The sequence below is a fragment of the Clostridia bacterium genome (assembly GCA_035561135.1).
Taxonomy (GTDB): Bacteria; Acidobacteriota; Terriglobia; order Terriglobales; family Acidobacteriaceae; genus DATMYA01.
Window position 1 is genome coordinate 566,908 of the sequence record DATMYA010000008.1, and the last position, 23,368, is coordinate 590,275.

The 23,368-nt window shown below is 57.8% G+C and carries 15 protein-coding genes; all 15 read right to left on the bottom strand.

The window, feature by feature from the left end; translation table 11 throughout:
- Positions 1–182: 182 nt before the first annotated feature.
- Positions 183–2,189 carry a LysM peptidoglycan-binding domain-containing protein gene (locus VN622_02595; protein HWR34743.1) on the bottom strand — a complete coding sequence of 669 codons (2,007 nt, stop codon included), beginning with the start codon at positions 2,187–2,189 and terminating at the stop codon, positions 183–185.
- A 246-nt stretch (positions 2,190–2,435) separates the two neighbouring features.
- Positions 2,436–3,617: an aminotransferase class I/II-fold pyridoxal phosphate-dependent enzyme gene (locus VN622_02600; GenBank protein HWR34744.1), complete on the bottom strand. Its 1,182-nt coding sequence runs from the start codon at positions 3,615–3,617 to the stop codon at positions 2,436–2,438.
- 294 nt (positions 3,618–3,911) lie between these two features.
- Entirely contained in the window at positions 3,912–4,190 is a 279-nt protein-coding gene (locus VN622_02605) for a hypothetical protein (protein HWR34745.1), read from the bottom strand.
- A gap of 70 nt (positions 4,191–4,260) precedes the next feature.
- Positions 4,261–6,903, bottom strand: coding sequence for a protein kinase (locus VN622_02610; protein HWR34746.1), 2,643 nt, complete (start codon positions 6,901–6,903; stop codon positions 4,261–4,263).
- A 175-nt stretch (positions 6,904–7,078) separates the two neighbouring features.
- Positions 7,079–8,317: a divalent metal cation transporter gene (locus VN622_02615; protein ID HWR34747.1), complete on the bottom strand. Its 1,239-nt coding sequence runs from the start codon at positions 8,315–8,317 to the stop codon at positions 7,079–7,081.
- A gap of 377 nt (positions 8,318–8,694) precedes the next feature.
- Positions 8,695–12,366: a TonB-dependent receptor gene (locus VN622_02620; protein ID HWR34748.1), complete on the bottom strand. Its 3,672-nt coding sequence runs from the start codon at positions 12,364–12,366 to the stop codon at positions 8,695–8,697.
- A 420-nt stretch (positions 12,367–12,786) separates the two neighbouring features.
- On the bottom strand, positions 12,787–13,062 hold the full coding sequence (locus VN622_02625) for a CDGSH iron-sulfur domain-containing protein (protein ID HWR34749.1): 276 nt from the start codon (positions 13,060–13,062) through the stop codon (positions 12,787–12,789).
- Between the two features lie 177 nt (positions 13,063–13,239).
- Positions 13,240–15,453 carry a glycogen debranching N-terminal domain-containing protein gene (locus VN622_02630; GenBank protein ID HWR34750.1) on the bottom strand — a complete coding sequence of 738 codons (2,214 nt, stop codon included), beginning with the start codon at positions 15,451–15,453 and terminating at the stop codon, positions 13,240–13,242.
- Entirely contained in the window at positions 15,450–16,514 is a 1,065-nt protein-coding gene (locus VN622_02635; GenBank protein HWR34751.1) for a glycosyltransferase family 4 protein, read from the bottom strand. Before VN622_02635 ends, VN622_02630 begins: the two co-directional genes overlap by 4 nt.
- A gap of 202 nt (positions 16,515–16,716) precedes the next feature.
- Positions 16,717–17,826, bottom strand: coding sequence for a glycosyltransferase (locus tag VN622_02640; GenBank protein ID HWR34752.1), 1,110 nt, complete (start codon positions 17,824–17,826; stop codon positions 16,717–16,719).
- A gap of 27 nt (positions 17,827–17,853) precedes the next feature.
- Positions 17,854–18,984 carry a glycosyltransferase gene (locus VN622_02645; protein ID HWR34753.1) on the bottom strand — a complete coding sequence of 377 codons (1,131 nt, stop codon included), beginning with the start codon at positions 18,982–18,984 and terminating at the stop codon, positions 17,854–17,856.
- Positions 18,981–20,099, bottom strand: coding sequence for a glycosyltransferase (locus tag VN622_02650; GenBank protein ID HWR34754.1), 1,119 nt, complete (start codon positions 20,097–20,099; stop codon positions 18,981–18,983). Before VN622_02650 ends, VN622_02645 begins: the two co-directional genes overlap by 4 nt.
- On the bottom strand, positions 20,096–21,205 hold the full coding sequence (locus tag VN622_02655; protein HWR34755.1) for a glycosyltransferase family 4 protein: 1,110 nt from the start codon (positions 21,203–21,205) through the stop codon (positions 20,096–20,098). The genes VN622_02650 and VN622_02655 overlap by 4 nt, the downstream gene beginning before the upstream one ends.
- A 100-nt stretch (positions 21,206–21,305) precedes the next feature.
- On the bottom strand, positions 21,306–22,424 hold the full coding sequence (locus VN622_02660) for an SDR family NAD(P)-dependent oxidoreductase (protein ID HWR34756.1): 1,119 nt from the start codon (positions 22,422–22,424) through the stop codon (positions 21,306–21,308).
- Positions 22,424–23,368, bottom strand: coding sequence for a glycosyl hydrolase 53 family protein (locus tag VN622_02665; protein HWR34757.1), 945 nt, complete (start codon positions 23,366–23,368; stop codon positions 22,424–22,426). Before VN622_02665 ends, VN622_02660 begins: the two co-directional genes overlap by 1 nt.

Consider the following 23,368-nt stretch of genomic DNA (forward strand, 5'->3'; position numbering starts at 1 on the left):
CTCGTATTGCTGCGTCGCCTGAATCACTCCTCACAACCATGCCGCATCGACTCTCGGACTCTCGCCACCAAAAGCATAGGCCCGCCGGAACGGGCCATCTAACATGATTCTGCAAACTCGAGTTTCAGCGATGGCCTTCAGGCTCGCCGTAAGCCGCGGGGAGTGAACTTCGATTTTGGCTTCTATTTCCGGTTGATCACAAGCACATCGCCGGCACGGAGATTCGTGGCGACTTTCTTGTTGTCGCGCTTCAGGCTCGCGATGCTCACGTTGTATTCATTCGCGATGCTCGTAAGCGTCTCTCCCGCCTTAACCTTGTGCTGCACCTTGCGTGCCTGGGCTTTGGAAGTCTTGGCCGAGGTCACAGAGGCCTTTACTTTCTTAGACTTAGCAGGCAACGGGTCATTCTCCCCGTCATCGAGATCCACTACGGGCTTACTCTTCTTCGAAACAAGCGCCTTGCTCCCCTGCTTCGTCTTGGAACGACTTGCGACCTGTGTCCCGGCTCCTTCTGGCGCGGCGACTGGCTTATAGATCGACAGTGTCCGTCCTGCACGCAGTTGATTCCCCTTGAGGCGGTTCCACTTCCGCAAACGCTCCACTGGCACGCCAAAGTCGTCGGCCACAGACATCACCGTATCGCCCTTGCGCACTTTGTAACGGGTCGCCTTGCGTGAGAAAGCCTGGCTCTCCGTCTCTTCGCCGCTCGCCGCCCGCCGCCCTGGCGCAACCGGAATAATTAGCTTGGCGTCTCTCTTCAGCTCGTCATCTTCTTCGAGGCTGTTGACCTCGGCGATTGCCTTACTGGTGGTTTTATACTTTTGCGCGATTTGGCTCAGCGTCTCACTCGGACGAACCTTGTGGTAGCGCCACCACACCCGCATCTCCGCCGGAATGGCGCCAATCGCCCCCTGGAACTTATCCACCGTGCCGGCTGGTAATCGCAGGTCGAAGCTCTGGTCCTTGGGAGTGGTCAACCGCAGCAGGCTCGGATTTAATTCCTGCAACAAACTTACCGAGGTATCCACGCACTCGGCGACCAGGCGCAGGTCGACCGGGTAACTGATGGTGACCTTGTCAAACGTCGGCGCAGAATCGGGCGTGATGTGGTCAAGCCCGTACTGCTCGGGGTTTTTCGCCATAATGGTTACGGCGACAATGATCGGCACGTAGTTCCTGGTTTCACCCGGCAACACATCGCGCCGGTACAGTTCCCAGAAATCGGCATAGCCAGTGCGTTGTACCGCACGCTGCACCGTACCCGGACCGGAGTTATACGCCGCCATCGCCAGGTACCAATCGCCGAACTGGTTGTAGAGATCCCTCAGGTGACGCGCAGCCGCCCGTGTCGCTTTCTCGGGGTCCTGGCGTTCATCCACCCACCAGTTGCGCGCCAGTCCGTAGCCGGTAGCGCGGCTCGCCATGAACTGCCACATTCCGCGAGCGCCAGCGTGCGAAAGCGCCAACGGATGGAAGCCGGATTCCGCCTGCGCCAGGTAAATCAAGTCCTGCGGAACGCCCTCTTCGCTCAGCACCCGCGAAATCATCTCCCGGTATCGGCCCGAGCGTGCCAATGCGCGTTCCAGGGTTCCGCGGCCTCGATTGGAGAAGTAGCTGATGAAGCTGGCAACATGATCGTTCATCACCAGCGGAAGGTCAGACTTCGTCGTGCGCACTTCTTCTTCAGCTTTTGCACGGATATTCGGATCGACCGGAAACGTGGCTTCGTTCGCTTCGTCGATCGGAGCGGGTTCCGGCTTCTGTTCCGTGAAGCCGTCACCTTCTTTCAGCGCCAGCATTTCCAGACTGTTCACGGCCTCAACGATTTTGTCGAACTCGCGCTCAAGGCGTTCGTCCGAATGAACGTCCACGGGACCTTGCAGCAGCATGTCGAAAGCGCGGTCGAAGTCATCTTTCGCGGTCTCGAGGTGCCCGGCCCGATAGTTCGCCTGCCCCTTCAGGTACTCCTTCTCAACGCGGGCGATCAGCGCATCGACCGGGTCCTGGCGGACACTGAGGTTTTCCTGAATTCTCGGTGGTTGCGCGGCGGCGGGTACTGTGATGGTCGGCGCGTTGGCAGCCTTAGGAGGTGCCGCCGCAGAACGCTTCGGTTGGCTCGTTTCGCAACCGCTGGTAACAATCACAGCGCCCAACAAGGGTAGCGAAAGGTAAAAGCTTGAAATCTTCATGTCCCTCGTTAGCCAACAGCATGTTTCGCGCTCGCAAAGCTTGCGCGACGCAAACCCGGATCGTGCCCACCACGCTTGTGCGTGCCGGAACCCAGATAGATAGCGGGAGCGGTCCACCTACTCCCGGCTCCGAAAATCGTACTACGCTGTTGCAAAAAGGGTCAATCGAGCAAAGGACTGATAACTAACTAATTACCACACGCGGCTTGCGGTGTTAGAGATCTCCTAATGACGATCCTGAGCCTCTTATCCCAAAGCCCGCGCGAGGTCGGCAATCAAGTCCGCCACATCCTCAATTCCCACCGACAAGCGCACCGTCGCTGCCGACACGTCCAACAGCTCAAGCTGTCGCTTGTCCAGCCCGCTGTGCGATGACAGCACCGGATACGAGACGGTGGATTCGACACCTCCGAGGCTCGTTGCCAAGTACCAGAGTTCGAGAGAATCGATGAACTTTTCGGCCGCTCGTCCGCCACCTCGTATATCAAACGACAGCATCATCCCGTAGTCGCGCATCTGCCGCGAAGCGATCTCGTGTCCTTCGCATCCTGGCAATCCCGGATACATCACGCGCTCCACCTTACGATGCTTCTGTAGATACTCGGCAATCCGCGCAGCGTTCCGGCAGGCCCGCTCTACCCGAATCTCCAATGTCTTCAGCCCTCGTATGAGCAGGTATCCCGCACCGGGATCGAGACAACCGCCGGACTGGATCATCATGGTGCGGATCGGGTCGATCCACTTACGCGCCCCAACCACGGCACCGGCAGTCAAATCGCTGTGGCCGCCCAAGTACTTGGTCGCCGAATGCACGACGAGATCGGCGCCTAGATCGAGCGGCTTCTGCAAAATCGGTGTCGCGAACGTGTTGTCCACGGCGACGCAGATATTGTGCTGGTGCGCCATTTTGGCCAGCGCAGCGATATCTACGCAGCGCAAAGTTGGGTTCGTAGGCGCTTCCAGAAACAACATCCGGGTGCGCTTGGTGACGAATCGGTCGAGGTGCTTCAATTCCTGGTAAGGCACAAACACGGTTTTCATGCCGCAGCGTGTCAACACATTGTCAAACAGCTTGATCGTGCCGCCGTAGATGTCGAGCATACTGACGATCTCGTCACCAGCCTGGCACACGCCGAGCGCCATCACCATCTCCGCCGCCATGCCGCTCGCGGTCACGACGCAGGCTTCGCCACCCTCCAGGGCCGCGATCTTCTCCTCAGCCGCCGTGATGGTCGGATTGCCATAGCGCGAGTAAAGATATGCGTCGGACTTTCCTTCCGCGTAACGACGCAGTTCGGCGACGTTCGGCAGGGTGAACACCGACGTCTGCACGATCTCCGTGGTCAACGGCGCCTTGCGCCCATGGCGCTCTTCGCCGGCATGGATGCAGGCAGTGGAATCAGCGTGGCGGGTCGTTTTGTTTTTCATAGACTTGTCCGGACTAAGGCTTTGTGCAGCCAACGATTGAAAATGAAAACCGCTCGGGAAGCAAGCGACGAACTCCGGCGTGAATGAGTTCCGTGCTCTTCGAGATGGACCGTGCGCCGCTGGGCCAGGCCGATTTCTCGAATCGCGATTCACCTGATGTGAGCCATAAAAAAAGCCCTCGCTTTCGCAAGGGCATTTACGCACGGCTTCTTTGCCCAGAGTTTCCTACCAGTCTGTGGGAAGCAGACTCGGTTTTTGGGGTTGACAGTCCCGTACCCTCAGCCTCCAGATGCGTCACTGAATGACGATCACTGGATTTCCAGCTTGAGGGCAGCAACTCGAACTGTACGGATATGACCCCGCGTCTGGAGTGAAACTGATGGTCAGGGAACCGGCGGTTGGGCCGGTCTTTGCTGGTACCGTGTAATCGGGTCCTGACGGGTTGGCATTTGGCAGATTCAAGCCCGAGATGTTGCAAGCTTCGCGATGGTGATTCGTGAGCGTCAGACTGGTGGTATTGTTGCCGGCGGGGACTGTTCCCCCCGCGCAGACATCGAATTGGTTAGCTGGCATCAACTTGCTCCTTGCGTGAATGTCGCATTGCCTGGGCCCTGATTGCAGATTCCCAGATGATGCCTGCCTTCTATCTCGTCTTTATGAGTTCTTCGAATTGCGGATTGTTTCGTAAATTACCCAGCGACGGTGAGTCCTTCACCGTATCTACCGAGTATCCCGCTTGCATTGATTTTCGCAACCATTCCAGTGCCGGCCCCGTCTCGCCCAGCTGGTTGTAGATCAACGCCGCCGCAAACAGCGTCTCCTTGTCGTATTTGCTGTATTGCAGCGCTTGTTCGAGATATTTGAGCGCTTTGGCCCGCTCTCCGGTCATCGCGCTATAGTCCGCCATGTCTTTCAGCATCTGGGGATCGTGTGGATTGACCTTCAGACCCTGCATCGCGATATCGATAGCTTTCAGATACGCCGCTCGTGCTTCGTCGCGCCTTCCCGCAAGATAGAGAGCTTCGGCAAGGTTTCCCCAAGCCACATAATTCTTGTCATTCAGCAGCACGCTCTGCTTATAAATCCTCGCGGCTTCGCCGAATTGGCGGGAGTGGTAATACGCAGTGCCAAGGTTTAAGTAAGTCGCCGCCGTGGGACGTATGGCCAGCGACTGCTCGAACGACTTGATCGCGTCCTGGTACTTTGCTTGATACAGGTAGGTCGCACCCAGATTCGCATACCCCCTGAAGCTTTCAGGAGTAAGCTCCAATACCTTCTGAAACATCTGCGTGGCCTGATCGAACTGTCCTTGCCTGAGGTAGAAGCCGCCAAGAAGGTTGTAGCCTTTCCAGTACGTCGGGCGCAGCTTCACTAATCTCTGGTAGGTGCTCTCAGCTTCACGTGGACTTTGCAAGCGCTCGTAGGCCGATCCGAGTCCGACATACGCGCCGTCATTCGTCGCTTCCAACTCCAGGGCACGCTTGAATTGTCCGGCAGCTTTCTCGTAATTGCCGGTCCCGTTTTCGAGCACGCCGAGACACTCATGGCCTGAAGCGCCCGAGTTCCCTGCCGCTACCGCTTTCAGACATGCGCCGCGCGCCTGTGCGATGAACTTCTTGTCTTTTGTCGTTTCAAACTTGGACCAGTACGCCATCCCTAGTTCTGCCTCGGCCTTGCCGTACTTAGGGTCTGCTTTCAGAGCCTCGGTGAGCAGGATGACTGCGCTGTCGGCATTGGACGGATTGCTCGCATCCTCCAGGTATCCCTCAGCTTGCGTGAAGTAGTTGTAAGCATCGGCATTGCTTGTGCCGTGAAACGCGAATACCCGCCTCTCTTCAGCAGTCAATTGGATCCGCAACGCCGAAGCCACTCCATCTGTAATCTTGTTTTCTATCGAGAAGGGGTCGGTCACCGGGGCATCCAGGTTCTCGGCTTTGATTACCTTGGCCGTCTTCGTGTCGGACACGGTGTAGGTCACATGGACCAGATCGCCTGAACGTTGCAGAGCTACCTTCAACCCGAGGTGCGCTCCAAATTCCTGTCTTGCCTCTTCCAATCGTAGTACGCCCTTCTTTCGAATTTCGTCCGCCGAAACCACCTGGATTGGATGGTTTTCAGCAAGCTGTGTCAGCTTCGCCGTCAACGAATCCACGAGTCCGTTGCCAAACGCCGTCATCTTAGGATCGTTGCTGACTGCATCGAAAGGCAACACCGCCAGGGTCTTCGGAGCAGCACTCGTCTGCTCTTCGATCGCCACCCCCGTCTTCTCGGAGTGCGACACATTGAGAGCGCGCCACCACAGCAGACCACCCGTCACAACTATAAGCGCTGCAATTGCAGTGATGATCCATGCTGTGCGCGGTGCCCACCCTGCGGATCGACTGCGATCTCGCGCAAAAATGACCTTCGGCTTTCCACCCGCCTTAATGCGGCGAAGGTCCTCCACTAATGACTTTGCCGACGGATAGCGCCGATCCGGGTCCTTGGCCAGCATTTGACCCACCAGACTCGAAAGCTGCGCGCCGACGTTTGCATTCAGTTCCGTAACAAGCGGCGGATTCTCGTGCAACACGCGTCCGAGCGTACCGGCAATGCTGTCGGCCTGAAACGGCTGTTGCCCCCCAAGCGTCTCGTAAAAAACCACCCCGAGAGAAAAGATGTCGGCTCGTCCGTCATACGGGCGCTGCGTCAGAATTTCGGGAGACATGTATGCAGGAGTGCCGCTGGAAGAAAATGCCAGGGTGTCGAGGCTCGACGTTGCTTGTTGTTCATCTACAAGTGTGAATTTTCGAGCGACGCCGAAGTCCAGGATTTTCACTCGTCCTGTTGGCGTCAACATGATGTTTTCGGGTTTGACGTCCGCGTGAAGGATGCTTCTTTCGTGGGCTGCGGCAAGAGCCTCGGCACATTGCTCGCCAACGTCGAAGAACTCATCCAGCGTGATGGCGCCGCTCTCGGTCTTCTGCCTCAGTGACATTCCATCTACACACTCCATCACCAGGAGCAGTTCGCCGCCGTCTTCAACCACATCATAGATGGAAGCTATGTTTGGATGGTTCAAGGCCGATGCGCGTTGCGCTTCGCGCAAGAGTGCCTCGCGATCATGGTCGCTGAGTTGGCCGTTGAAAGCCATGCGCTTGATCGCGACGAGACGCTTTAGCGTCAGGTCTTCCGCCTGGTAGACCTGCCCCATTCCGCCCGAGCCCAGAATCTTAATCACCCGAAAGCGGCCGGCGATTGTTCCACTCAGTTCGCGAAAGATGGGATGTTTCTGCGGTTCGTGCATAAGGCGAGTAAAGCAATTGCAGGATTCTACTCTGGAAAGCCCTATCTTTAACAATCCTGTTGCAGATTCCTGAAGAGTGAGTCCATCCGCCTACCGCGATGCCCCAGGTTTACGCGCCCTTACGTCATGCGGACGGCTCATGCAAGCCGGTGTCGCTTTAAGACGGAAAGCGCGGTTAACTCCAAAGCTCAATCCAGAAGAAAATTGCGTTGGCGATAACCATTCCCCCGACCGCACCGCCCAGCCAGAAATTCTGCCACCGCGTGTTGGTTGTACGCATGATGCGGCGGTCGTTAGATATCCATAGAATGAAAAATAAGATGGGGACGATGACGATACCCGCCATGACCTGCGACCAGTAGAGCGTTCGGACGGTATTGATACCGATGTAGTTCACGACGACTGCGATCAGCAGAACGATGCAGATCAGCACGTAAAAACGTTTTGCCTCCCAGGGATGCTCGCTCAAGCCGTAGGACCAGTCGGCCGCTTCGGAAATACTGAAACACAACGAAGCTACGAGGATGGGCAGCGCAACCATTCCCGACCCGATAATGCCGAGTGCAAAGAGAACCGGACCGAGTTGACCGAGTGCGGAAAGCGCCTGGGCTGCCTGGCTCGTGGTCATGGTAGAAGGGTCAGCAATCTTCATGGTCGAGGAGGCGATGACCACAGAGAGTGACACCACGGCTGCTACGACACACCCGAACCTTGATTCCACGTCGTGGAAACTCGCTCCGCTTTCACGCTTCGTGCCCGTCTGCCAAACTACAACATCTGGAGTGAGCAGTGACCCGAATACGGCAATGATGCCCATGACGTATCCCGTACTGGCCGGCAGCTTAGGCACCACAATACCGGTCACAACATGGCCGATTGTGGAGCCGATTGAGAGATAGGCAGCTCCGACGTACGCGAACAGGAACAACGCAAGTAGTGACAAAGTACGGTTTACGCGTTCGTATCCAGCGAGTGTCAGGATGTACCACACCGTGAACGCCACTATCGTCGGGAAAAATGTGGCACGCTGTTGCAGCACAATTGAGAGCGCTTCGCTGACAGCCCTGATGTCCGCAACGATCATAAGGACATTTACAGAAACCACCAACCCGGCTAGCGCGATGGCAAGTCGCACTCCGAAGTTCTCTCGGACCAGTTTGATGAGCCCGAGCCTGGTCTCATGTCCGATACGGGCAGACACCCCGAAGACGGCTATCAGGATGGGAATACATAACAGCACTACCCATCCCACAGATAATCCGAATGTCGCGCCAACGACTGTGCCAGTCAGAACTGCGGCGGGGTCAAGATCGGCAGCGCCGGCTATGACTCCGGGGATAGCCTTGCGAACGAACGTCAAGGGCATCGCGGTTGTCGATTTTGCCTTGTCCTCGGAGTGCGGGAAAGCAATCACCTTTCCCTTTCCCCTGTCCTCCGGAGAGCCGAGCCGTCGCTGCTGTTTGAATGCCGTAATTCTTGAGGCAAAATCTCTGATTCTTCTGAACACAGCCCGTCCCATTCACGGCCCCGGAAGTGAGAAGCTGTTTGTTTGATGGGCATTCAGAATGGCAGGTTGGGTACCGGACTGCACCGCACTAGCGACGAAGGGTGGGCCATGCACGCCGGTGTTGCCTGCATGGGACAACGACTAGCGGTAGCTGTCGCTTGAGTCTTTCCTTATATGATATGCGCCGCTGGGCATGGCGAACTGTTGCAGGCTGGTTTCCATGTTTGCACGCGCATACGCAAAAGGCTCCGGCCTGAGCCGGAGCCTTCCAACGATTTACCCAATTACCACGACAGTCGCAGCGCAAACTGGAACTGACGCGGGTCGAAAGCCGCTGTCGCCTGACCGGCGTGATCCCACAACGGATTCACGTCGGCGACGTTGCGGCGGTTAATGAGGTTGAACACGTCCATGACGCCGTCGAGGCCGATGCGCTCGGTCAGCCGTATGCGGCGGGACACGCGCAAATCTGTGAACAGAGTCATGGGGCGGATTCCCGTATTGCGGCCAAGGTCACCGATATATTGGCCATCCTTGTAGCACGCCGGAATGACGAACCCGGTGGGCGAGAACTCGGTGGCGCTGGCGGTCTGGCCGCAACTGTTGGTCTGTCCAGCCTGCGCCATCATAGGACGGTCTGTCGTGGTACCGAAGTCGAAGTTCTGGTCGATACCCGTGATGATGTTGAACGGGCGTCCGCTGCCGACTTCGATGATGGGGGCGAGCGTCCAGTCACTCAGCAGCTTGTTGAAGAACCCCTGACCGAGTCGTCCGCTCTGGTATACGGCGCTGAAGACGAAGCGATGGCGCTGGTCGAACAGCGAGTTCGAGCGCTCCAGGTCGGGCCGGTAGTTGTTCTGCGGCGACAGCGGCGACTGCAAGTCGGTCGAGTCGTCGATGGAGTGCGACCACGTGTACGAAGCGAGGAACTCGTAGTTTTTCGAGAAGCGCTTCTTCACATTAGCCGTGAAGCCATGGTAGACCGAGCTGCCGTTCGAGTAGTTCGACGGCATATCGCTGAAGGGAACGCTGACTCCGTAGCCAAGTTTGTCGAGCGCAAGCAGACCCTGAACCGCTGGATTGCAGCCATTCAGCGGACCACCCGTTCCTAGCAACGGCGCGAACGACGGGTTCAGACCCGACGGACGGAAGAAGTTGACGATGAACGGAGCCACCCAAGGCACCCCGCCTGAGCCGACACCGCACGGCGCGCCAACTGTGCCCACGGAAAGCGGACCACTCGCGGCGCCGATATCGCCCGCTGCGAGCGCATTCTTGTAATTCGCGATCAGCAGGTCGGTGCGGACGGCGTTTGCGTTAATCGGGCGGTTCAGGTGGTGTCCGCCGTTGAAGTTGTACTGCAAACTCACGGAGAGGTTGTGACCGTAGTCATGCTCGATTGTGAAGTTCGCCTGGTTCGAATACGCGTAGACGAAATTCTTTCCGGTCGGGAATCCGAACGGCAACATCGTCAGCGGCACACCGGCCGTTAGGAAGTTCTGGTTGACCCAGACCGAGTCCGTGTTCGGCGCTGGATTGAAGCGCTGTTCGTTGGGCAAGTAAGTGAACGAGGCAGGCAGACAGGCCAGGCGGCCAGTGAAGGCGTTGGCGGCGTTCAGGCTGCAACCCGAGGGTGTTCCTCCGAAGAGCACGATCTGCGGAGCCTGGGTTGCATCGGCCACGTCGGAGTCGAACGCCAACCCAAGCAATGGGTGGTCGTAGAACATGCCGAAAGAACCGCGCACAACGGTCTTGCCGTCGCCCCACGGATCCCACGCCAGGCCGATACGCGGTGCAACATTGTTGAAGTCGCGCGGAATACCCTGCGTGATGCCGAGCGCATCCTGCGCAGACTGCGCCAGAGACGTTGCAGCCTTGAACGTCGGCGTGTACTCCACGTCATACCGCACGCCATAGTTCAAGGTCAGGTTCCGGCCTACGCGCCAGCTATCCTGCAGGAACACGCCAAGCGTCTTGTTGGAGAACTCGTCATGGGGATTGCCAACGCCCTGGATGAAATTCTGCGGAATGCCCAGCCCGTAAGCCTGGACGGCAGAGACCGGGAACCCGCAGTTCGCGGCGTTGCCGAGTCCGAGCGCCTGGCACTGCGGCGCAGCGAGCCCGGACGGCAAGCTGATATCGCCGAAGTTGTAGATGCCGCCAAAGTTCACCGTGAAGTCGGCCTCCAGCGGCAGATAGTTCACATCCGCGCCGAACTTGATGCTGTGCTTGCCGATCGTCCACGACATGTTGTCGGTCGTCTGGTAGCGCTGCTCGGTGCGTTTTACATAGCTGAACGGCTCGCGTCCGAAGAATGCCACGCCGGGGATGTTGACCGCGACGTTACTGCCGTTCGGCCCCGTGGAGTAGCTGTACAGCAGGCCACGCCGTGAATACTGGAAGCGGAACTCGTTCACCTTGTTGTCGCCGATACTCCAGATATGTTGCGCTGTTCCCGAAGCGTCGTGGAAGTCTTGCCGCGAGGTCCGTGACCACGCGTTCTGGCCGAAGTTCTGCGGGCCTTGCGCATTGACCTGGATGCCATCGCCCTTGCTCGGCGTCACACTGCCGCGGAACAGCAATTGCTGGTTCGCCGTGAGCCGATGGTCAAGACGCATGCTCCAGGTGTCCGTTGTTTCAGAAACCGGGAAGTTGCCGACAAGAGTATTCAGCGGCACGAACGAGGTTGGGAAGCGATCCAGTTGCGGCACGCCTCCAGTAACAACGCTGGGCGCAAAGAAGTTCGGCCCAAGCGACGCGAATGCCGGCGCTCCCGTGCCTTTCAGGAAAGCCGTCAGCGGGTTGACGCCATTAATCCCAACCGAACCGCCCATCAGCGCCACGGCGTATTGCGCCGAAGCCGCGCTCACCGGGAGCACGCCCAGCAACGTAGCCTGCTGCGGCGTCACCGGCACTACGAACGTGCCATTCGGTTGTGGCGGTATGCCAAACGGTCCGAGCGATGCGTTAATGAATCTCGTGATATCGGCATTCTGCGTGAGACCGAAGTTGTTCTGGCCGATGCTGCTGTAACCGCTCTCGTGGCGGCGCGTTGTTTCGTAGGAGAGAAAATAAAACGTACGGTTCTTCACCAGTGCGCCACCGGCGGTAGCGCCCGCTTGCACTCGCGTATATGCCGGGTCTGCCAAGGTGCTGAACGGGTTCACCGCCTGAATCAAACGGTTCCGGAGATACCCAAAGGCGCTGCCGTGGAAGTCGTTACTGCCCGCTTTGGTAATGATGTTAATGACGCCGCCGGACGCGCGGCCGTACTCAGCCGAGTAGCCGTTGGTCAGCAACTGAAATTCCTGCACAGCCTCCTGCGACACGGTGGAGCGAATGCCGTTCGTGGAATTGTCCACGTTGTCCATTCCGTCCACGTTCACCTGGTTGCTGCGGGCACGCTGTCCGCCGACGTTCAGTCCAGAGGTTGGCGCAGCGCCTATGGAAGGCGCGGTATCACGCGCAAGCTGTGAATTGGTCAGCGCGAAATTAATGTAATTGCGCCCGTTGATTGGCAGGTTCTCGATGCGGGCTTGCTCGATCGTTGTCGCCGCAGAGCTGCGCTGCGTTTCAACCAGCGCAGCTTCGGAGGAGACGTTGACGACTTCGCTAACGCTCGCAACCTGGAGGAACACCGGCAACTCAGCGATCTGGCCGACGGTGACGGAAACTTCGGTAGCGACAGCCTTGGCGAAACCAGCAGCCGTCACACTCAACTCATAGCGTCCGGGCGGAAGCGCGCGAAATGGATACTCGCCATCCGTATTCGCGGTTTGCGTGCGCTCGATTCTGGTTGTCTCGTTGCGAACTGTGACGGTTGCGTTGCGCACAACCGCTCCCTTGGCATCTTTGACGGTGACGTGAAGTTCGGCGGACGCCACCTGGGCCACAGCGCTCGCTGTGACTAGAAATAGGAGCACGAAGGCTCCGAACAGCTTAGCCATCCTGTTCATTTTCATTTTCCTTGTGCCTCACCTGGGCAGGCGATTTCACAAAAAGGGAAGAAACCATCCTCATATACCTAAGGTAGAGCCGCGACACATGACCCCACACATGTCAGCTCTGAACACCAAAGGCAATGGGGAAGGTTGTATATCAGGAGGTACTTACAACGCAAGGAGATGCAAAGAATTATTCAGGAGGAGTAACAGGAGCTTCGCGAAGAAAGCCGCAGCTCTCGCCAACTCCGGAGCGGAGGGTTGTTGTCTTCCTTCTATAGCGGAGCGACGCAGTCGCGGAGTCGAAGGACCCCTGCGGCCAGCACGGAGGCGCAAAAGGGCTCCTTTCGACAAGCGAACCTGGTCGCGCACAAACTCCAAAAGCAAAGGCGCGCCGCAGCGCGCCTCACCTTGTACAATCTCGTTGCTGCGGTGCTACCCCTTCGCGGAGCTGCTCACCGGCGGATCAATCGCACCGGACTTTGGCTGCTCCTGCGCCACGGCTGCCTCCGCTGCCTGGAATCCGATCTTCGAGTGCGTGCCGTCGCAAAAAGGTTTTTTCGTGCTGGCGCCGCAGCGGCACAACGAGAACGCCGGCTTACCGGTCAAGTCGTACTTGTTTCCGTTCGCGTCCACTAACTCAACGGAGCCTTCCGGCGCTTCCACGCGATACGGTCCGTTCGGCCGGATCGTGATCCTCACATCTGCCATCTTTCCTCCTCTTTCTTGCCCCCTCAGAACGATACCACGCGCAAGCCGGTAGTTTGGTCATACCATGTCGGCCGAGCCGATCACGGACTCAACTGGACAATGTGTTCACGCCTTTATGCTGCTCCTGAAGTTTGATGCTGGATGGCGCCTGCCGGCGACTTACTTTCTGAAAGCCACTTACTTTCTGAAAGCCACATTGACCAGCAGTTTCTCGCCTTCCACATCCACCACGTTGCAGAATGTGCGATCGCCACGTCTCGTAAAGTCCAGCCCCACGCATGAACGCCCAATCCGCAGGTTGCGAATGTGCAGGTAGTCGAGCCATTCAGGCAGCAGCGGATTGATGATGTTCAACTCTTTGCGGTGCGCACTCGGACGTATGCCAAGCACCGACGTCAGGATCAGGAACATCGCTCCGGACGCCCACGCCTGTGGCGAGCAGGAGACCGGATAGTGCACCGGCTCGTCGTAGTCGCGCCGCTTAACACCGCAGAACAGTTCCGGCAACCGGTAATCGCGGAAGTTGAGCGCCGCCTGGAACAACGTCGTCATGATCTGCATCGCCGGTTGCCGATGTTCATTTAGCGCCATGCCATGCGCTATCAGCGAATTGTCGTGCGGCCAAACGGAACCGCGATGGTAGCTCAGCGGATTGAAGACTCGCTCGTCGTGCGACATCGTCCGCCAGCCCCAGCCCGAAAACATGTCCTCGCGCATCAGGCGCTGCGTCACCGTCCGCGCCCGTTCGCGTCCGATGATGCGGCTGAACAGCAGGTGTCCGGGATTCGAGGAGACGACCTGTATCTGCTGCTTGTTGCCGTCTAGCCCCATCGCATAGTACGAGCGTTGCGGATTCCAGAAGGCGCGCTCGAAACGCCGCGCCAGGTCGCTCGCTTCCTTCTTCAGTCGATCGGCCATGTGCGCGTCGCCGAAGCCGCGCAACAACGATGCCATTCTGTACTTCGCGTCGTACACGTAGCCTTGAACTTCGCACAGAGCAATGGGCGGCTGCGCAACTGTGCCGTCGCGATGCATGTTCGCGTCCCAGGAATCCTTCCAACCCTGATTTACCAAGCCCTTTGGCGAACGCCGCTGGTACTCCACGAATCCGTCGCCGTCCAGGTCGCCGTAGTTTTCAATCCATTCCAGCGCCTTGTACGCTGCCGGCAGCAGTTCCTTCACGAGTTCTTCATCGGCAGTCCAATTGAAGGTTTCGCTCAGCAGAATGAGAAATAGCGGGGTCGCGTCCACAGAGCCGTAGTAGGGGCCGAACGGAACTTCGCCGCAACGCGTCATCTCACCATCCCGATACTCATGCAGGATTTTCCCGGGCTGCTCGTCGCGCCAGACACTGTCCTCTTTGCCCTGGTAGCGCGCCAGCACGCGTAACGTGTCGATTGCGAGTTGCGGATTCAGCGAGAGCGACTGGAAAGCGGCGATGATCGAATCGCGGCCAAAGACTGTTGCAAACCACGGGATACCGGCTGCGATGATGTGTTCCGTACCGTCAGGAATGAGGAGCGCGTGGAAGTCGCCCGTAGCGGTCCTCAACACCTCGTCGAATACTTCGTTGCTGCTTGCGAAGTGAGTTGAGCGCTTTTCCCATTGGTGAAACGCCTCGCGCCGAAGCAACAGATTGGAAGAGAAACTATAGTCGCGTGATCTCTGCGGCAGGTTCTCGATAATCGGCGTCACAGAAACTTCAAGATGGAACTCCTTCAGCGGTTCCAGGTGCAGATCCCAGCGCGCCGTGCGCTCGTCGATGCGCGCAGGCAGAGGCTGCACCTGCACAATTGTCTGACGCAGAATTTTATCCAGTCCGCGGTAAACGAAAGAAATGCGATCCTCGGTCGTAATGGGTTGGTAGTACTGTCCGTGTATCCGCCTGGCAACGCCTCGCACCTGGAACACGTCCACAAAGTCCGCGTCGTAAACCAGCTCGACCACGAAGTCGACTGGGGAAAGATTGAAGTTCTCGAAGCTGAGGCGGTCGAAGAAGATGTCGTTCCCGAGCAGTTGTTCGCGGCGTATGTGGACTGTGTTCTCCGGCAGGTCAAACGAGTCGCGCAGGGTTATGTTTCCCGTGGTCAGCTCGACCTTCGACGCAAACGTCTTCTCGGTGCTCGACGACAGAACCACGGCGCGGTGCCCGTCGATGCGGAACTCCAGGTGACTCAGGAACCTTGTGTCCTGGTGGAAGAATCCAACGTCAGGAGCGCCGGCCGGCATGATGTCGCCCGCCACCGTCGTGGACAGAAACGTCTTGCCATCGATCAGCGTGAGATTGTTGACCTTGCGAGGCTCCAACTGCTGAAACGCAAGGCGCGGTTCCGTATGTGGCGATTCAATCGGAACAAGTTCACTTTCAGGCACGACGAGATGAGTACTCATGCGAGCGCACGCGGCTCCTCAGGTTCTGGCATTGCCGTGAGCTGGTCTTCCAGGATGTTTGCGTAGAGTTCGGCGTAGTCGCGCGCCATTCGCTCCATGGAAAAGTTCTTCTCGCACCACGCGCGCACCTGGGCAGGCTTGATCTTGTCGAGTTCCCCGATACGAGCAACCATGTCATCGACCGTGCTGCACAGCAGTCCGGAGACGCCGTCTTTAACAATTTCCGGAACCGAGCCTCCGGGCAGCGCGACAACCGGCGTTCCGGTCGCCATGGCCTCGGTCATCACCAACCCAAACGGCTCGTCCCACTGGATTGGGAATAGCAGCGCCTTGGACTTACCCAGCAACTCGTTCTTTGCGGCGAGGTCTGCTTCGCCAACATACTCGATGAACCGTCCATCGATATATGGCTTTACCTTCGTATCGAAATATTGCTGGAACACTGGCTGAATCTCGCCTGCTATTTTCAGCGGAATTCCGGTGCGCAGCGCCGCTTCAATCGCCAGATCAGTGCCTTTGTTCGGAGCGATGCGACCGAGGAAACAAATGTAATCTTGCTTGTCAGGACAGAACTGGTACTGCGTCATATCCAGTCCGTGGTGAATCGTGCGCATGTGCGGCATGGACTCTTGCTTCTGCTGGAACCGGCTGATCGTAACGTAGTGCACATCTGGATAATGCTTATAAAAATAACTCAACTTCGGCTCATGAGGGTGGTGAACCGTGTAAACAAAGGGAGGTCCAGAAAATCGCGAGAACGCGAGCCCAGGCACGTTATTTAGATGGATGATATCCGCGTCATGCCATGCGTCATGGATGGCCCATGCTGTGTGGTCGATGTCCTTCAGATTCGCATACACCTCGCCCCTGATGGGCCAGTCCGATTTCCCGTAGAGCCAACGCACCTCCACATCGACAGTCGATTCGCCGTTTGCGTAAACCAACACGTCGATACCGAGCTGCTTCAGACCCTCCGCCAGCCGGGCAACGAACAGTTCCGTCCCACCATAACGAACAGGTGGCACGGGAATAAACGGCGGCGCTACAATTGCGATCCGCATAATCCCTCTTAGATTCGGATTGCCTGCCAGTGAGCAAGCGGCAGGCGCGCCAGTGGGTACCGTGGGCTTATACAAAGATGCGACGAACGGCCGCGGAGGTTTGCGCGGCAGCGCCGAGCAGAACTCGAATTCCGGCAGCATTCAAGCGAGTTGCCGTCGCCGATTGGTCATTGCCGCGATGACGCCAGACGTTCAAGTGCCGTTAAGAGACTATCGCCTCGCGTGAGGCATCCTGCCCATTGCCTGTATACGTGCGCTCGACTGCGCGTTCGAACTGCTGCGCCCGCATGTCACTGGTATGCTCCGCGAGTACGCGCTCTTGCGCTCTTTTCCCGATCGAGTGCAAAGCCGCTTCGTCCAGAGTGCGTAAATAGCGCACAACGTCTTCCGCTGTCGTCGGCAGCAGTATCTGCTCCCCCGGAGTAAAGAACGATTCCAGGCCGGGCCAGTTGTCCGAAACGATGGTCGCTCCGCATGCCGCGGCTTCAAACAGACGCACCGAAGGCGAGTAGCCCGCCATCACCATGTCACGCCGCGTTACGTTCAATGTCAATCGTGAAGACGAGTAGAAGTGCGGATGCCAGCGCGGATTCAGGTGATTGATGCGGCGCACATTTGCGGGCCACTTCACCTTTCTTGGATATTGCGGTCCAGCAACAATAAAGTGCCGATCCGGCAGTAAACGGGCGGGCGCGCAGAGCAGGTCGTCGATCTTCGGCTGACGATCGGGCGCATACGTTCCCATGTAACTGAGATCGCAGGTAAATCGCTTTGCCACCGGGAACCTGTGGTACTTGTCCGGATCAAAGCTGCAGTAGAGCGGTACGGCTGCGGTTGCGCCGAATCGTGCTTCTATCTCGCGAAGCGTTGGGCCGCCCGTGAAGCTGAAATACACGTCAAAGCCCGCGATCTGGTCGGCGCGCAAGTACTCTGTCACGCCACTTTCGCGCAGCTTCGCGATGGTGATTGGCGTATCAATGTCGTAGAAGGTTTTCGCGCGCGCGGGCGAATCGAACACGAGATTCGTCGCGGCGATGCCATTGGGAAAATAGGAGCCGACCACAGCCACGTCGCAATCCGCCAGGTGACGGCGTGCCTGCGGCACCACGGCATCCCACTCTTCGTACAAGTGCAGATCGCAGAACTCAGGGTTGGGAAGATCGCGATTCGAAGCGTACCACTCCACATCTTTTTCGAAGAACACGATGCGGTGTCCACGCGAATGTAACGCTCGCGCCAGCGCCCGAAACGTGGTGGCGTGTCCGTTGCCCCAGGACGACGTGATCGAGAGCCCAAATATAACGATCTTCATAGAGCTTGATAGACTTGCACGCGGATTTCACGCAATTTTGGCGACATCGCCCGCAGTGACCGCGTTGAGTGGGACGTTGCCCTGGTAGCACTCGGAACGCGATGACGCCAGCACTTCATTTACCTGCTGGGCACGCAACGAATACGTGTGCTCGGTCAAAGCGTGCTCGCGCATCGCACGACCAATCCCAAGCGCCTGCTCCGCGGAGTAATCGCGCAGGAAACGCACCACGTCATGCGCGCTGGAGGCGATGAGCAATTCCTTGCCGGGAACGAAGAATGCCTCAATCCCCATCCACTTATCGGTAATGAGACACGCACTCGCTCCCGCCGCTTCAAAGACACGCGTGGGAGGCGAGAATCCCACCTTCGCCATGGATTCGCGATTGATGTTCAGCACCATGCGCGCCGAACAGTTAACTCGATTGTGATCGCCGGTACCGACGTGTCCAATCCAGCGAACATTCGCCGGCATGCGCTTGCCTTCCCAACCTTCACCTCCGAGCATGAATCGCATTTCCGGCGCGAGCTCTGCGGCGCGCAGAAAGAAATCCTCAACTCGCTTTTCACGGTCGGGCAAACGGTTGCCAACAAACACCAGGTCGCAAGACAGCGCCGGGTCCGGCATCACAGGATGGTGCGTCTCAGGATCGAGAGCGTTGTAGATGGGATAACACTTCCTGGCTCCCATCTTCTGGTAATGGCGCACCACGACGTCGCCGCCACCGTACGTAAAAATATAGTCGTATTGCGGAATCAGGGAACGGAAGTAGTCACTCGCATCGGCTTCCACGCGAGCGAGTGTCGCCGGCGCATCTACATCCCAGAAAGCAACCTGTGTCCCAGCGGCGCGGCATTCCAATACACGATGCTCGAGCAGCGCATCTTCCGAACCGATACCGCTATGTTTAATCACCAGGTCGGCGGTCGAAGCCACTCTTAGCAGTTTATCGATGTCGCCCGGCGTCTGGTACACGATGACTTCCGCGTATTCAATCTCACTGACGTCACGATTTTGCTGGCGACGATAGATATCCGGCTCAGCGAAAGTGATGTGGTGACCCAATGCCGCGAGATTCTTGTAAATGCCGCGATAGTACGTAGCAGCGCCATTCCAATAAGCCGAGGTAATGCTGGAACCGAACACAAAAATCCTCATCGTCCCAGTTCCTCGAAGATTTCTGAAAGTTGCGCAGCGCGATGCGCGCAAGTGTGCCGCTTACGGATCGTCTCCAGCCCATTCGCGGCGATCTGGCGTCGCGCGGAGTCATCGCGCAGGAGTTCGTCGATCCTTTCAGCCATCTGTTCTCCATCGTTCACCACGACGTAATCGTCGCCGGGACGGAAAAGATTCTCAGCGTCGGTCCAGGGCGAGCACGCCAGTGGCACTCCGCAGGCTAGTGCCTCGAAAACGCGAATCGTCGGAATGCCGCTAAGTCCATTCGCATACTGCCGGCGCGGCACGTGCAATGACAGCACGCTCTGGCCGTAGATCAGCGGCGCAAGCAGGTTCGGAACATACCCTCGGAACTCAATCCCTGCCTCGGCCAGAGTTCGCAGTCCATGCTCGGGATAACGCACACCATGCACCGCAAACTTGCGGTTGCTCAAGGCTGCCGCCGGCTGGACGAGGAACTCCATCAGTTCACGCGTACGTTCGTCGTCACCCCAGTTGCCTATCCAGACGACATCCGCCGTTTTTGGCGCGTTCAGCGGGTGAAATACCGAAACATCGGCGGCCTCATGGAATGTCCACACTTCCGGAATTCCAAAACCGTCTTTGTAAATCCGCCGTATCGCGTCGCCGAAGGCGAGTACGCCATCGAACAAATGCAAATGGAAGCGCAGGATTTCGCCCGCACTGGTATATGCGCGATGGTGGGTGTCATGGAAAAGCGCACGAAAGCCGTACTGCCGCTTCTTTGCGAGCACGGCGTTCGCGACCGCAGGATCGTTCCATTCATGAAGAATGACGATGTCTGCGTCTTGCAACTCCTCGGTTAGAAAACTCTCAAAGGTTTCGTCTCGCTTATAAAAACGGATGTCGAGTTCCGGGTACGTTTTGCGGAAAACGTCGATGGCTTCAATGGCCATCTCGCCTTCCTGCTTGACGAGATTTTTGAGCGACCAGGCGCCCAGTTCTTCGTAGCAGCGCACCTCGTGACCCAGGCGGCCCAGTTCGCGAACAAGCCCCCGAAGGAAGTGCGCGTTGCCGTGGTTCCAGTCGCTCACCCAGGAATGGGCGAAGAAGCGGATTTGCAACTTCTGCGTCATGCCGCCGCTCCCGCCGGTGCCATGGTCTTGTAAAGATTCATGTAGTCCTTGACCATGCGCTCTGCGGTGAAGCGCTGGCGTGCGCGGTTGTATGCAAGATTCGCGTACGTAAGCCGAAGCTCGCGGTCTGTGTGGAGCCGCTCGATGGTCGAGGCCAAACTCTGCGCATCGTTGTAGCGGAAGTAACAGGCCGTCTGTCCCCAGATTTCGTGGAACGTGGGAATGTCGTTCGCGACGATAGCACAACGCGAAAGCGCTGCTTCGAGCGGCGCAAGCCCGAAAGGCTCGTATCGCGAGGTCGCCGCGTACATGCAGGCGCGCCCATAGAGTTGCCGAAGTTGGCCTTCACTCTGCGGACCCTCGCAATGCACGCGCGGCTTTGTATCATCCACCGTTTTCGCATCACTGCGAAACGCCGCATCGGCGTGTTCTTCTGCTCCCGCGATGTAAATGGGTACGACGGGCGCGACTTGCGCAAGCAGTGACACTTGCTTCCCTGCGTCCCACAAACGACCGACGGAAACGACGAACTCTTCTTTTGTCGTGTGCGGATTGAACAACCCGGGATTGCGTCCGTTGTAAATCACCGTGCCATGGTTCGGCTTGCCATAGTGAAGGCCAACCTGGTCAAGCATCCACTGTGTCGGCGCAACAACAACGTTCGCATTATCCAAGCCGGCACTCACCGCTTCCCGATACCAGCGCAGCCACTCAACATCGCGAGCGTCTTCGCCTTTCACGGCCGCCCACCAACTGGCCACATCGCTGTGTGCCACCACGATTTTTGGTACCGAGACCGGAAGCGCTCCATAGCAGTACTGGTTGATGTGCAACAGGTCGGGCTTTGTCTCTTCAATCAGCGACAGCAGGTAATCCGATGACGCCTGAAAATCTTGCTCGGCTTCCTGCATCCACTCCAGCCGGAAAGCAGTCGGATGGTAGTTCAGCCCTCGCAGCCCTTCCATCCACTCCACCTGCGAGGTCGTGGGAATTTCCCCAAAGCTCACGAGCGTTACCTGTACACCGTGGCGAATGAGTCCGGTGACAAGTTCCCGCGCGTAAGTCCAAACGCCGCCTACCGTGTCTGCTGTAACAAGTACGTGCACTGCGATCCGCTTCCTGCCGGGATTTCGTCAAGCATCAACCCAAGATTGCGATTCACGGGCCGCGTCGCCCAGTGATTAAAGGTGCAGCAGCGGGAAATGCTTAGACCGTGAGCCCAAAGGCGCTGAGTTCCTGCGCCGCTTCGTGCGCGCGATCGACCGCTGTCTGCGACCGCAGCCACCCAACCAGTTCCTGCACGCCATCATGGAAGCGGTACCTGGGCCGGTAGCCGAGCACGCGCTCTGTAGTGGAGATGTCCGCAAAGCAGTGGCGGATGTCACCAGCACGGTACTTTCCCGTGAACTCCGCTTGCAGATCCGAGCCCAGCGACTGCGCCAACGTGCTGCCAACTTCGCGTATTGCGATTGGGTATCCGGAACCGACATTGAGCGCCATTCCATCCGCTTCGTGGCGGTCCATCGCAAGCATGTTGGCCTGTACCACGTCATGCACGCTGACGAAATCCCTCATCTGTTCGCCGTCCTCGAACACCATCGGGGCGAGGTGGTTCAGCAATCGCGAGGCGAAGATCGCAGCCACGCCGGTGTATGGATTCGACAGCGCCTGCCGCGTGCCATAGATGTTGAAGTAGCGCATCGCGACCACCGGCACGTTGTACGTGCGGCCAAATAGCAGCGTCATCTCCTCCTGATCTTTTTTCGACAACGCATAGATAGACGTGTACTGCAACGGCTTCGACTCGCGCGTCGCGACTGGTTGCAACTCGCGACCGCAGGCCGGGCAAGCGACTTCCCACTGCCGGGCTTTCAATCGTTCAATCGGACGAGGCGGCGGCGCCACTTCACCGTGCTCGCCGCAACGATACTGCCCTTCTCCATAGATCGACATCGATGACGCCACGATCAGCTTCTCGCACTTGAGCTTGCCATCGAGAATCACTTGCAACAGGTTGGCGGTGCCCTGTGTGTTGATCTCGATGTAACGCGCAATCTCGTACATCGATTGCCCCACGCCAACGGCGGCGGCGAGGTGATAGATGACATCGATCTTTTCGACGGCCTGGCGCAATGCCTGCACGTCGCGCATGTCGCCCCGCATCAGTTCCACGTCTGCCGCAAGATAATCAGGGCGTCCACTTAAATGCACTTGCTCGGTCAGGTTGTCGAATACGCGCACATTGTGCCCAGCAGCGAGAAGCGCGTCTACAGTGTGTGAACCGACGAATCCTGCACCACCTGTAACAAGAACTCGCTTTCCCATTATTCGTTGGCTCCCACCACAACACCGTCACGGGGATGGTTAGTGATGTGCTTCGTTTCCGAACGCGGTGGTGCATAGCGCGACACCGCCCAGCGCGCAAACTCCGCAAACGTTTCGGGATTTTTCGGCGGACTCGTGTAATGCGGGACGATTCCCAGATGTTCCGGCGTGAAACAGAGCGTCATCGTGGTTTCAAACTCTTGCAGCGCCGATATCTGGCGGTCGAACCATTGTTCGGCATTAGGCCGGAACGAATCGGCCCAACTAATACCTGTACGCAGATACTTCACTCCAAGCTTGCGCAGCCAATCCACTCCAACGTCGAGCCGGTGATCCTCGAAATGAAACCACTGACAAATGCCCATGCCTTCAGGAAAAACACCGACGGCAGGCTTCGGCGTACCGTCTTCGCGGATGAGTCCCATGTAGTAGTGCCGGTAGTATGCGCTGCCCTCTGCTTCTCTATGACGTGTGGTTGCCGTCCAGGTTTTCGGAAGATCGAACAAGCTGTACCAGTGCACGCGCTCGACGCGGTTCAGAAGCAGCTCGGCTGTTTTCTGAATGCCGAATCCCTGGACTTCATCCGCGCCAAACGACGACGCGCCGGCCTCGGAAACCCAAATGGGCTTCTGCACTACCGCGCTCACTTCGTCCAGCTTCGCCGGCCACTCGTTGATGTTCCAGTGGTTCCAGTCCAACGGGAAACCGTGCACCGCAACCACGTCAATCGCGTCCATGACTCCATACGAATCGAGCAGTTTAAGAAAGTTCGGATCGATGGGGGAGATACCACCTAGAACGAGCTTCAGTCTGGGATTGACGGAGCGCACAGCGCGTACTCCCGCCAGCAGCATCTCGGCGAACATCTTCCAATTGGGATCGATCTTGAAATCCCAATGGGAAAGATTGTTCGGCTCATTCCAGATCATGACGGCTTCTACCAT